The organism is Streptococcus sp. HMSC10A01, from assembly GCF_001807785.1.
Taxonomy (GTDB): Bacteria; Bacillota; Bacilli; order Lactobacillales; family Streptococcaceae; genus Streptococcus; species Streptococcus gordonii.
On the sequence record NZ_KV790961.1, the window covers coordinates 1 to 12169 of the forward strand.

General features: G+C 43.3%; 15 protein-coding genes and 1 tRNA gene. 15 read left to right on the top strand and 1 reads right to left on the bottom strand.

The window, feature by feature from the left end; translation table 11 throughout:
- Positions 1 to 772: SHIRT domain-containing protein (locus HMPREF3108_RS00005; RefSeq protein ID WP_141738439.1), on the top strand; the 772-nt coding region annotated here is incomplete at its 5' end.
- 209 nt (positions 773 to 981) lie between these two features.
- Here HMPREF3108_RS00005 and ald read toward each other — a convergent pair.
- Positions 982 to 2094: an alanine dehydrogenase gene (ald, locus tag HMPREF3108_RS00010; protein ID WP_048778434.1), complete on the bottom strand. Its 1113-nt coding sequence runs from the start codon at positions 2092 to 2094 to the stop codon at positions 982 to 984.
- A gap of 192 nt (positions 2095 to 2286) precedes the next feature.
- Between ald and HMPREF3108_RS00015 the strand changes: the two genes are divergently transcribed.
- The 14 genes from HMPREF3108_RS00015 (at position 2287) to smpB (ending at position 11925) form a co-directional block, all read left to right on the top strand.
- On the top strand, positions 2287 to 2856 hold the full coding sequence (locus HMPREF3108_RS00015) for a GNAT family N-acetyltransferase (RefSeq protein WP_070492813.1): 570 nt from the start codon (positions 2287 to 2289) through the stop codon (positions 2854 to 2856).
- A gap of 50 nt (positions 2857 to 2906) precedes the next feature.
- A tRNA-Thr gene (locus tag HMPREF3108_RS00020) sits at positions 2907 to 2979 on the top strand.
- Between the two features lie 223 nt (positions 2980 to 3202).
- On the top strand, positions 3203 to 3700 hold the full coding sequence (ybeY, locus tag HMPREF3108_RS00025; protein ID WP_070492815.1) for an rRNA maturation RNase YbeY: 498 nt from the start codon (positions 3203 to 3205) through the stop codon (positions 3698 to 3700).
- Positions 3681 to 4079, top strand: a complete 399-nt coding sequence (dagK, locus tag HMPREF3108_RS00030; protein WP_008809070.1) for a diacylglycerol kinase — start codon at positions 3681 to 3683, stop codon at positions 4077 to 4079. Before ybeY ends, dagK begins: the two co-directional genes overlap by 20 nt.
- 66 nt (positions 4080 to 4145) lie before the next feature.
- Positions 4146 to 5045 carry a GTPase Era gene (gene era, locus HMPREF3108_RS00035; protein ID WP_008809069.1) on the top strand — a complete coding sequence of 300 codons (900 nt, stop codon included), beginning with the start codon at positions 4146 to 4148 and terminating at the stop codon, positions 5043 to 5045.
- 26 nt (positions 5046 to 5071) lie between these two features.
- Complete coding sequence (locus HMPREF3108_RS00040; protein ID WP_070492873.1) at positions 5072 to 5854, top strand: alpha/beta fold hydrolase; 783 nt, start codon at positions 5072 to 5074, stop codon at positions 5852 to 5854.
- 38 nt (positions 5855 to 5892) lie between these two features.
- Positions 5893 to 5979 carry a helix-turn-helix domain-containing protein gene (locus HMPREF3108_RS11035; RefSeq protein WP_141738440.1) on the top strand — a complete coding sequence of 29 codons (87 nt, stop codon included), beginning with the start codon at positions 5893 to 5895 and terminating at the stop codon, positions 5977 to 5979.
- A 24-nt stretch (positions 5980 to 6003) separates the two neighbouring features.
- Positions 6004 to 6828, top strand: a complete 825-nt coding sequence (gene mutM, locus HMPREF3108_RS00045) for a DNA-formamidopyrimidine glycosylase (RefSeq protein ID WP_070492817.1) — start codon at positions 6004 to 6006, stop codon at positions 6826 to 6828.
- 5 nt (positions 6829 to 6833) lie between these two features.
- The gene (coaE, locus tag HMPREF3108_RS00050) at positions 6834 to 7430 is read left to right on the top strand and encodes a dephospho-CoA kinase (protein ID WP_048778451.1); all 597 of its coding nucleotides are present in this window, start codon (positions 6834 to 6836) and stop codon (positions 7428 to 7430) included.
- 40 nt (positions 7431 to 7470) lie between these two features.
- A complete protein-coding gene (locus tag HMPREF3108_RS00055) occupies positions 7471 to 8646 on the top strand; it encodes a multidrug efflux MFS transporter (RefSeq protein WP_371106292.1) in 1176 nt (391 codons plus the stop codon).
- Positions 8636 to 8785 carry a 50S ribosomal protein L33 gene (gene rpmG, locus HMPREF3108_RS10395; RefSeq protein ID WP_008809064.1) on the top strand — a complete coding sequence of 50 codons (150 nt, stop codon included), beginning with the start codon at positions 8636 to 8638 and terminating at the stop codon, positions 8783 to 8785. The genes HMPREF3108_RS00055 and rpmG overlap by 11 nt, the downstream gene beginning before the upstream one ends.
- 42 nt (positions 8786 to 8827) lie before the next feature.
- Entirely contained in the window at positions 8828 to 9061 is a 234-nt protein-coding gene (gene secG / locus HMPREF3108_RS00060; RefSeq protein ID WP_012000186.1) for a preprotein translocase subunit SecG, read from the top strand.
- A gap of 85 nt (positions 9062 to 9146) precedes the next feature.
- Positions 9147 to 11495: a ribonuclease R gene (gene rnr / locus HMPREF3108_RS00065; RefSeq protein WP_070492818.1), complete on the top strand. Its 2349-nt coding sequence runs from the start codon at positions 9147 to 9149 to the stop codon at positions 11493 to 11495.
- Positions 11458 to 11925 carry an SsrA-binding protein SmpB gene (smpB, locus tag HMPREF3108_RS00070; protein WP_002894882.1) on the top strand — a complete coding sequence of 156 codons (468 nt, stop codon included), beginning with the start codon at positions 11458 to 11460 and terminating at the stop codon, positions 11923 to 11925. The genes rnr and smpB overlap by 38 nt, the downstream gene beginning before the upstream one ends.
- The last annotated feature ends 244 nt before the right edge of the window (positions 11926 to 12169 follow it).

A 12169-nucleotide genomic window follows, 5' to 3' on the forward strand; every position in this document is an offset into this window, starting at 1 on the left:
AGTGACTCATAAAGCAGTTCACGAGTTTGTGAGTGGAACCCCAGGCAAAGAACTTCCACAAGAAGTAAAAGCCCTGCTTCCAGCAGATCAAACAGATCTGAAAGACGGAAGTCAAGTTACTCCAACACAACCAAGTCAAACGGAGGTTAAGACAGCAGAAGGCACTTGGAGCTTCAGATCTTATGACAAGACATCAGAGACAGTCAATGGTTCAGATGTTAAGTTTGTAGGGACATGGGAATTTACAGTAAGCCCAGCTCCAACAGTGACTCATAAAGCAGTTCACGAGTTTGTCAGCGGAACTCCAGGAAAAGAACTTCCACAAGAAGTAAAATCCTTGCTTCCAGTAGATCAAACAGACTTGAAAGACGGTAGTCAAGCAACGCCAACGCAACCAAGTAAAACAGAGGTTAAGACAACTGAAGGCACTTGGAGCTTTAAATCATACGATAAGACATCTGAAACCATCAATGGAGCAGATGCACACTTCGTCGGCACATGGGAATTCACCCCAGCTTTAGCACCACATAAAGGTTCCGGAAATAATACTAAATCAGAAGAAGCTACGACTAAAAATAAGAATGTTTTACCAGGCGCTGGTGAATTGTCTATTAAAAACAAGAATGTTTTACCAAGTATTGGTGAATCATCTACTAAAAATAAGAATCTTTTGCCAAATACAGGTGAAACTTCTACCGTTCTTCTTTCAATGATTGGTTTTGCTATCGCAGGTCTAGTTGGTTACGTAGTTCGTAAGAAAGGTAAAGCTTAGAATTTTCAGCTGAATAAGGAATCTAAATTTGATTCTTTATCATATCATGAGAGAGAACGGGCTCGTTCTCTCTTTTTATGTGACTTTTAGTCTGTCTATTTTTGTAAGGTGAGTAACAAAAGAACCACTCGTTAAGCGAGTGGTTCTGATTTTGTATTTTGAAAAATTTGGCTTCTATTTAAGGTGTTTATATGAACTAAGTAGACTAACTAAACGAGTTCATCAATCGAAGTGTAGTCCTTATTTAAGCCTTCTGCAACAGGCTGACTAGTAATGTGACCTTGGTAGGTTGTAACACCTTGACGTAATCCCTCATCATCTGCAATAGCTTTTCTGAATCCTTTTTCTGCCAAGGCTTCGATGTAAGGCAGGGTAACATTGGTTAATGCAATAGTAGATGTGCGGGCTACAGCACCAGGGATATTTGCAACTGCATAGTGGAGGACTCCGTGTTTTTCATAGACAGGCTCGGTGTGAGTCGTTACTCGATCTGCTGTTTCAACAACTCCACCTTGGTCAACAGCTACGTCTACAATAACTGATCCCGGACGCATCTGCTTAACCATATCATCTGTCACCAATTTTGGAGCTTTAGCTCCAGGAATGAGGACAGCACCGATCACGACATCAGCCTCTCGAACGCTAGCTTCGATATTGAAAGGATTAGACATGAGGGTCTGGATTTGATGGCCAAAGACATCTTCTAAGACAGACAAACGCTTAGCACTGATATCCAGAATAGTTACCTGAGCACCTAGTCCAAGAGCGATACGAGCGGCATGAGTTCCTACGACACCACCACCGATGATAGTTACTTTCCCCTTAGGAACACCTGGTACACCACCTAATAAGACACCAGATCCTCCTTCTTGTTTAGTTAAGAAGTGGGCTCCGATTTGGACAGCCATTCGTCCAGCGACCTCACTCATTGGTACCAAGAGTGGCAATTGTCCATCTTGATCGCGTACGGTTTCATAGGCTAGACCAGTCGTCTTGGCACTCGTCATAGCATCAGCTAGCTCAGGAGCGGCAGCCATGTGCAGGTAGGTAAAGAGCAAGAGGTCATCACGAAGATAGCCATATTCAGCTTCTAAAGGCTCTTTAACTTTGACTACAAGTTCAGCCGCCCAAGCTTCTGCAGCAGTAGGGACGATTTTTGCACCTTGTTTTTCGTAGTCTGCATCCGCAAAGCCAGAACCAAGTCCTGCATTCGTTTCAATCAGAACTTCATGGCCTTTACCAACTAAACTGTGAACACCAGCAGGTGTCAAAGCTACACGATTTTCATTATTTTTGATTTCTTTTGGAATACCGATTAACATTGTATTTCTCCTTATCTAAATACATGTGAACAAAGACTTTGATTTAAGAATATACCTTAAATCCTCTTATTCTCATTATTCTAATTTAATGTAATTATTTTATATAAAAGAAGCTTAAATTGCAAGGAGAAAATGACGTCTTGCTTTGATTGATCACTTATGATATGCTTAAAAACAAAAAGGAGGACGATAATGGAAAATATTTATGTTAAACTATCTAGACACACTAGACTGGAGACAGATAGACTAGTTTTGCGTCCGGTAACTTTAGATGATGCACCAGCAATGTTTGAATATGCATCAGATGAGGAGAATACTCGCTATACTTTTGAGACAAACAAAAGCCTAGAAGAGACTCGTAATAATATTGCTCTATTTTACATGGCAAACCCTTTGGGACGTTGGGGAATAGAAGTAAAATCTAGTGGTCAGTTTATTGGAACCATCGATCTCCACAAAATAAACCTAGATTTAAAGACAGCTGCTATTGGCTATGTTCTTAATAAAAGACACTGGAACCAAGGCTACACGACAGAGGCTAATTGTGCAGTGATAAAATTAGCTTTTGAAGAAATTGGAATGAATAAACTTGTAGCTTTACATGATAAGGCTAATCCAGCTTCTGGCCGTGTGATGCAAAAATCTGGAATGATTTTTTCTCATGAGGAACCTTATGCAAGCTTGGACAAACATGAAAAAAGCCGCCTAGTGACGCGAGTCTACTATGGCCTGACCAAAGAGCAATATTTTGCGGATAAATGAGTCGGCAAGTATTGACAAGCACCTATCTGCATGGTATAGTAGATAGGTACGCTGATTTAGCTCAGTTGGCAGAGCGCATCCATGGTAAGGATGAGGTCGCCGGTTCGATCCCGGCAATTAGCATCTTGTAGAACAAGGTTGGGTCTTCCCAGCCTTTTCTTTTTGTCAATGAAAGCAGCTAGTAAAAGGAAAAGTTTTTGGGAAGGGAAAAAATAAAAATAGCTTCTTTTTTTTGCAGTGAGAGTTTGACGAATCTGCTCTGCTATTTTGAAAAAAGAAAATTCCTAGCTATTATCTAGCCTCGATTATGATATAATAAAGGTGATACAAGTAAAGTAGGTGCATTATGTATATAGAAATAGTTGATGAAACGGGTCTGGTTTCAGAAGAAATCATCAAACAGACACAAGACATTTTGGAATTTGCTGCCCAAAAGACGGGTAAGGAAAAGAAAGAAATGGCTGTAACTTTTGTAACTAATGAGCGTAGTCATGAGCTCAACTTGAAATATCGAGATACGGACCGACCAACGGATGTGATTAGCTTGGAGTACAAACCTGAGCTGGATATTGCTGTTGACGAGGAGGATTTGCTGGACCATCCTGAGCTAGCTGAGATGCTGGAAGATTTTGACGCCTATATCGGCGAGCTATTCATTTCGGTTGATAAGGCGCGTGAGCAGGCGGAAGAATATGGCCACAGCTTTGAGAGGGAAATGGGATTTTTAGCAGTGCATGGTTTTCTGCATATCAACGGCTATGATCACTATACGCCGGAAGAAGAAGCAGAAATGTTTGGTTTACAGGAAGAGATTTTGACGGCCTATGGACTCACAAGGGAATAATAAACGCAAATGGAAAAACCGAGATGTCGTCTCGAGTCTGGAATTTGCCTTAACAGGGATTTTTACTGCCATTAAAGAAGAACGAAATATGCAGAAGCATGCTTTTTCTGCTGTTCTTGTAGTGATTGCGGGTTTGATTTTTCGAGTTTCTGCCATAGAATGGCTGTTTTTGCTATTGAGTATTTTTTTGGTTGTCTCATTTGAGATTGTTAATTCAGCCATTGAAAATGTAGTAGACTTGGCCAGTGATTATCACTTTTCTATGTTGGCTAAGAATGCTAAAGATATGGCGGCTGGAGCTGTTTTAGTGATTTCTGGTTTTGCAGTAATCACAGGTTTGATCATTTTTGTTCCTAAAATTTGGGACTGGATTTTTTAAAGTTTTGAAAATCGGGGGAGACTGCCGATTTTCTGCTGTTTTAATGAAAATAATAGAGGTGAAATAATGACATTTAAATCAGGTTTTGTAGCTATTTTGGGACGCCCTAATGTTGGGAAATCAACCTTTTTGAATCATGTAATGGGGCAAAAAATTGCCATCATGAGTGATAAGGCTCAAACCACTCGAAATAAAATTATGGGAATTTACACGACGGATAAGGAGCAGATTGTTTTTATCGATACGCCGGGAATCCACAAGCCCAAGACGGCTCTAGGTGATTTCATGGTGGAAGCAGCCTATAGCACCTTGCGTGAGGTGGATACCGTCCTCTTCATGGTGCCGGCTGATGAGCCACGTGGCAAGGGCGATGACATGATTATCGAACGTCTGAAAGCGGCTAAGGTGCCAGTTATTTTGGTGGTTAATAAGATTGATAAAGTCCATCCAGATCAGCTTTTAGCGCAAATTGATGATTTTCGTCAGCAGATGGACTTCAAAGAAATCGTACCGATTTCCGCCCTGCAGGGCAACAATGTCTCTCATCTAGTTGACATTCTAAGTGAAAATTTGGAGGAAGGCTTCCAGTATTTTCCAGCAGACCAGATTACCGATCATCCGGAGCGTTTTCTGGTGTCAGAGATGATTCGAGAGAAGGTTTTGATGCTGACGCGAGAGGAAATCCCGCACTCAGTCGCAGTAGTTATTGACAGCATGAAGCGAGATGATGAGACGGACAAGGTTCATATCCGAGCAACTATCATGGTGGAGCGTGACAGCCAAAAAGGCATTATCATCGGTAAAGGCGGATCCATGCTGAAGAAAATCGGCTCCATGGCTCGGCGCGATATTGAGCTCATGCTGGGGGACAAGGTCTTCCTAGAAACCTGGGTCAAGGTCAAGAAAAACTGGCGGGATAAGAAGCTGGACCTAGCAGACTTTGGCTATAATAAGAAGGAGTATTGAGGTTTTCTAAGCCAGTAAGTGAGGTGATGGAGATGTCGTCATTATCCATTGACGAAAGAGGGCAGCAAAATCCAAAAAGTATTATCTTTTTGCATGCTTCAGGCTCGAGCAGTCGGATGTGGTGGCACCATGTTGCTGCGCTTGAGCAAGATTTTCATTGCATTCTTGTGGATTTACCTGGTCACGGAGCCAGTCATAATATTGAGTGGACAAACTTTGATAATGCCGTGGAAATGATTGTGGCTGTCATTAAAAGCAAAGCACATGGCAAGCCGCACTTGGTTGGGCTTTCATTAGGCGGTTCACTCATACTTAAGTTGTTGGAAAAACATTCTAGCCTTATAGATAGAGTCATTGTGGATGGGGCAAGCCCTCAGCCAATTAAGGGCTATCGCAAGATCATTGCCATCGTATATCTGATGTCTTTCTTGAAAAATACTAAATTTGTAGCCAATTTCCTGACAAAGATGATGCAAGAGGACGGAGCACCCGTCCAAGACGTTCAGCGCTTTGTTGTAGATTTCCAAAGATCTAAACGGCGCTCGTTTCGCCGTGCTATGTCGCAGGCGAATCTGTTGAGACTTGACATGCAGTTTGATAATCCTGCTTTCTTTGTCTCAGGTGGGAAAGAAGCTGAAACCATTCATAACTGGCACCGTAGGTTGGCAGATAAAAATGCTAGGTCTGAATGCGCCTATTATCCTGACAAGGGCCATGCTTGGCTTTTTAGCGATGTGGATACGCATATTCAGCTACTAGGTTATTTCTTTCAAGGTGCTACATTTCCAGAGAAATTGAAGAGATTCTGATATATCCTAGACTTCTTATATTGCTTCCAAGATGAGGCATGATAAGGTTATTCAGAATTTTGTCGGCCATCTGTGAAACGCTGGATTATCAGCCTAATGATATTTTAGAGTATATTTCTGACTAATAATAGGAGATAGAAAGGAGCTTTATGCCTGAATTACCTGAAGTGGAAACGGTTCGGCGGGGGTTGGAGCGTTTGGTTGTTGGCAAGACAATTGAGCAGGTGCAGGTCCGTTATGCCAAGATGATTGGCACGGGAGTGGACAGCTTTATCCACGACTTGCCAGGCCAGACCATTGAAAAGATTGGCCGTCGGGGCAAGTATTTGCTTTTTTATCTGACGGGTGGAGTGCTGATTTCCCATCTACGAATGGAAGGCAAGTATCTTTTTTATCCTGATGCGGTGCCTGAGCGCAAGCATGCCCATGTCTTTTTCGAGATGACAGATGGTGGGACGCTTGTTTATGAGGATGTCCGCAAGTTTGGGACCATGGAGCTGTTGAGAAAGGATCAGCTGGAGGCTTATTTTGCTGCCAGAAAGCTTGGTCCTGAGCCGACAGAGGCGGATTTTCTTTTGCCGCCTTTTGCAGCAGCTTTGAGTCGTTCTAAGAAGCCCATCAAACCCTATTTGCTGGAGCAAACCTTGGTCGTCGGTCTGGGCAATATCTATGTAGATGAGGCTCTTTGGCGGGCGCGGATTCATCCGGCAAGACCAGCAGCTAGTCTAAAGCCTGCTGAAGTCAAGCGGCTGCGTGAGCAGATTATAGAAGTTTTGCAGCTTGGAATTGAAAAGAGGGGATCGACCATTCGGACTTACCGCAATGCTTTGGGTGAAGATGGCACCATGCAGGATTTTTTGCAGGTCTATGGGAAGCCTGGACAACCCTGTGCTAGATGTGGCAGCCCGATTGAAAAAATTAAGCTGAGCGGACGCGGTACTCATCTCTGTCCTCACTGTCAGAAAGCGAGGTAGCTACCATGGCAAGAATTATTGGTATCACTGGCGGCATTGCCTCTGGTAAGTCAACAGTGACAGAGTTTTTGAGGCGGCAGGGCTACCAAGTCATTGATGCGGATCAGGTGGTTCATGAGTTACAGGAGCCTGGGGGACGGCTTTATCAAGCTCTTTTATCCGCTTTTGGTCCAGCTATCTTACAAGAAGATGGGCGCTTGAATCGACCCAAGCTGGGAGCTATGATTTTTGGGAATCCCGAACTTTTGGCCCAGTCCAGTCAAATACAAAATCAGATTATCCGTGAGGAACTGGCTCACAGGCGTGACCTACTAGCAGAGACGGAAGATATCTTTTTCATGGATCTTCCCCTCTTGTTTGAGCTGGGTTATGAGTCCTGGTTTGACCAAATCTGGCTGGTGGATGTGACGGAGGAAACTCAGCTCAGTCGCCTTATGACTCGAAATGCTCTTAGTCAGAAAGAGGCTGAAAAACGCATAGCTGCTCAGCTATCTCTTCAAGAAAAACGAAATAGAGCAGACGTACTTATTGATAATAATTGCCCGCTAGAGCTTACTCAAGAGCAACTTCGCGATACTTTGCAAAAACTAGAAAGAAGATGATTTTATTACAAATCAAGTAAATTGGAAACACAATCTTTGGATTGCCTGGTTGGGAAATTTTTTTGTTGGAGCTAGTCTATCTTTGGTCGTTCCTTTTATGTCCCTTTTTGTGGAAGAATTAGGAGTGCGTGGCCATATGGTTGATCTATATGCAGGAATTGCTGTATCGAGCTCAGCCATGACAGCAGCTTTTCTCTCGCCGGTTTGGGGAAGTTTAGCAGACAAATATGGTCGTAAACCCATGATGATTCGGGCTGCACTGGCTATGACCTTTACTATGGGGGGAATGGCATTTGTACCAAGTGTTTTTTGGCTGATTGTATTACGGCTTTTAAACGGTGTCTTTTCTGGCTATGTCCCAAATAGTACAGCCTTAATCGCTAGTCAGGCTCCCAAAAAGTATTCTGGCTATGCTTTAGGAACTTTATCGACTGGTGTGGTGGCAGGAACATTGATGGGGCCACTATTAGGAGGTTTTGTAGCACAAAGCATCGGAATTCGAAATGCCTTTTTGCTTGTTGGCTTATTTCTTTTCATTGTCACTCTTTTGACAATCTTCTACGTAAAAGAAGACTTTGAACCGGTGGCTAAAGATAGACAGTTAGCAACCAAGGATCTTTTAGCTGAGCTACCCCATAAATCTATTTTGTTTGCCTTGTTCTTGACTAGCATGGTAATTCAAATGTCTGCTCAGTCTATTTCTCCTATTTTGACTCTTTATATTCGATCTATGGGGCAAACAGATAATCTGATATTTGTCTCCGGACTTATTGTGTCAGCTATGGGAGTTTCTAGTATTTTGTTTTCTAGTCATCTTGGGAAATTAGGGGATAAGATTGGTAACCACCGTCTCCTACTTTTAGCACTGTTGTACAGTTTTGTTATCTATCTATTCTGTGCTTGGGCGAAGACACCTTGGGAATTGGGTTTTTTGCGTTTCTTATTTGGCATGGGAACAGGTGCACTTTTACCTGGAGTCAGCTCTCTGCTTAATAAGTTGACACCTAAAGAAGGGATTTCTAGGATTTTTAGCTATAATCAAACCTTCTTTTATATTGGTGGAGTCGTAGGACCAATAATGGGGTCAGCTATTGCGGTCAGTCTCAGTTACCACTGGGTCTTCTATGTGACGGCAGGTTTGGTCTTGCTAAACTTTTTCGTTTTGTTAATTTGTTTTAGAAAATATTTAGGAGTGAGAGAAATCAGTGCGGGTTAAAGTAAATCTTAAATGTTCTTCCTGTGGCAGTCAAAATTATCTGACCAGTAAGAATAGTAAAAACCATCCAGAAAAGATTGAAGTATTAAAATATTGTCCTAAAGAAAGAAAAGTAACTTTACATCTTGAATCTAAATGAATTTTATGATAAAATAGATAAGATTTTAAGGAGTTTGTATTTATGTATAATCTATTATTAATGATTCTATTAATTTTGTCAGTCATTATTGTCATTGCAATCTTTATGCAGCCAACAAAAAACCAATCTAGCAACGTTTTTGACGCAAGCGCGGGTGATTTATTTGAACGATCAAAGGCGCGAGGTTTTGAGGCTGTTATGCAGAATTTGACCGGTCTTCTCGTCTTTTTCTGGTTAGCGGTTGCCTTAGCGTTGACAATCTTATCTAGTAGATAAAATGGGCTCTGACTTTGTCTTAGCCTTTTTTTAAAGTTAAAAATAGGCTATAAAATAGTTTAATGGAGCAAAGAAGAGAAAAAGTATGAAATCAGAAATAATTCAATATTTAGAAACGAGACAGCAGGCCAGCGTGGATGAGCTAGCAGCTGCTCTTGGGAAAGAGTCTTCCAAGGACTTTAGTAGCTTGGTTAAGACCATCTCCCAGATGGAAAGAAAGCATCAGATTCGCTTTGATGACAAGGGGCGGATTGAGCTGTATGAAAAGAAAAAACAAGAAAGATTGACCCTTAGGGGGATTTTTCATGCTCATAAATCAGGCTTTGGCTTTGTCACCCTGAATGAGGAAGAGGATGATCTCTTTGTCGGTCGCAATGATGTCAATCATGCCATAGATGGCGATACAGTGGAAGTAGTTATTACCAAGGTGGCAGACCGGATCAAGGGAACATCAGCTGAGGCTAAGATTATCGATATTTTGGAGCACAGCCTGACGTCAGCGGTTGGCCAGTTGGTTTTGGATGAGGAAAAGCCTAAGTACGCGGGCTATATCCGCTCGAAAAATCAGAAAATTAGCCAGCCTATTTATGTCAAAAAACCAGCCATGGTTTTGGATGGCACAGAAGTGCTCAAGGTTGCTATTGATAAATATCCAACCAAGAAACACGATTTCTTCGTGGCTAGTCTGGTTGATGTCGTCGGTCATGTCAACGACCCAGGTATTGATGTACTGGAAGTGCTGGAGTCCATGGATATTGTCTCTGAGTTTCCAGAAAAGGTCTTGGAAGAGGCCGAGCGAGTTCCAGAGGCACCGACAGAGAGTGATTTGACAGGACGTTTGGACCTGCGTGAAGAGATTACTTTTACTATCGATGGGGCGGATGCCAAGGACTTGGACGATGCGGTTCATATCAAGCGCCTGAAAAATGGTAACTTTGAGCTGGGCGTCCATATCGCAGATGTGTCCTACTATGTCAAAGAAGGCTCTGAGCTGGACAAGGAAGCCCTCAATCGGGCGACCTCTGTCTATGTGACTGACCGCGTGGTGCCTATGTTGCCAGAGCGCCTGTCTAACGGTATCTGCTCGCTCAATCCCAATGTGGACCGGCTGACCCAGTCGGCTATCATGGAGATAGATGCCAAGGGTCGCGTGGTCAAGCATACTATTACCCAGACTGTGATCAAGACGATCTTCCGCATGACCTACAGTGATGTCAACGACATCATCGCAGGAGATGAGGAAAAAGCTGAGCAGTTCAAGGCCATTGTGCCTAGTATTGACAGCATGGTACGACTACATGAGATTCTGGAAAGGATGCGCTTTAAACGCGGTGCACTCAACTTTGACACCAATGAAGCCAAAATCATGGTCAATAAGGAAGGTCGGCCGGTGGATATTGTTTTGCGCCAGCGGGGGATTGCTGAACGTATGATTGAGTCCTTTATGCTGGTGGCAAATGAGACGGTGGCTGAGCATTTTGCTAAGCTAAATCTGCCCTTCATCTATCGGATCCATGAGGAGCCAAAGGCGGAGAAGGTGCAGAAGTTTATCGACTACGCCTCTAGCTTTGGGATTCGGATATACGGGACGGCTAGCTCTATGAGCCAGCAGGCTCTTCAGGATATTATGGAAGCGGTCAAAGACCAGCCTTATGAGGATGTCCTATCCATGATGCTTCTGCGCTCCATGCAGCAGGCTCGCTACTCTGAGCACAATCACGGCCACTATGGTCTGGCAGCGGAGTTTTATACGCATTTCACCAGTCCTATTCGGCGCTATCCGGACCTTCTGGTTCATCGAATGGTACGGGATTATAACAAGTCTAAGGAAATAGCAGAGCATTTTGAGCAAGTAATTCCAGAGATTGCCAGTCAGTCTTCCAGCCGAGAGCGTCGGGCTATTGAGGCCGAGCGTGAAGTTGAAGCCATGAAGAAGGCTGAGTACATGGAAGAATTTGTTGGGGAGGAGTTTGATGGCGTGGTCTCAAGCGTGGTTAAGTTTGGACTCTTCGTCGAACTGCCCAATACGGTAGAGGGCTTGATTCATGTTACCAACCTGCCAGAGTTTTATAGCTACAATGAGCGGACTATGACCCTGCAAGGAGAAAAGTCTGGCGTGGTCTTCAAGGTCGGCCAGCAGATTCGCATCAAGCTGGTTCGAGCGGATAAGGCTACAGGCGAGATTGACTTTGAATATCTGCCTAGTGAATTTGACCTGGTAGAAAAGACTGGCAAGAGTGGCAGAGGCAAGTCAGGCAGAAGGAGACTCCGTGAGGATGACAAGCGCAGCCATTCTTCTAAAGAAAAAGGCTACAGAGATAAGAAAGATAAGAAGTCCAAGAAAGGCAAGAGCCAGAAGGCATTTTACAAGGAACTAGTCAAGAAAGGAGCCAAGCATGGCAAAGGGAGAAGGAAAGGTCGTCGCGCAAAATAAAAAGGCCAGACACGACTACACCATCGTAGATACCATCGAGGCTGGCATGGTGCTGACCGGTACGGAAATCAAGAGCGTCCGTGCTGCCCGTATCAATCTAAAAGACGGCTTTGCCCAAATCAAGAACGGTGAGGCCTGGCTCAGCAATGTCCATATCGCGCCTTATGAAGAGGGCAATATCTGGAACCAAGAGCCTGAACGTCGCAGAAAGCTGCTGCTGCATAAGAAGCAGATCCAAAAGCTGGAGCAGGAGACCAAGGGAACCGGGATGACGCTGGTGCCACTCAAGGTCTATCTCAAGGACGGCTATGCAAAGCTCCTCCTAGGACTAGCCAAAGGGAAGCACGACTACGACAAGCGCGAGTCCATCAAACGTCGCGAGCAAAACCGCGATATAGCAAGACAGATGAAGAACTTTAATACAAGATGAAAGACTGGGCGACCGGTCTTTTTTATCTCTTCTCTTTCTGTCCATTGCCATAAATAGACTAAAAGTACACAAAAGAACCATTAAATCAAAATAATATAGAATAAACAAACACTTTTGTAATAAATATTGTAAACGCTTGCAAAAACACCTTTATATAGTATACTGAGGATGGAATGTTTTGGTATTATGGTTTATACTACTTAGACTGGGACTTGATTCCAGCCCTGCAGATAGTCAAAAGGAG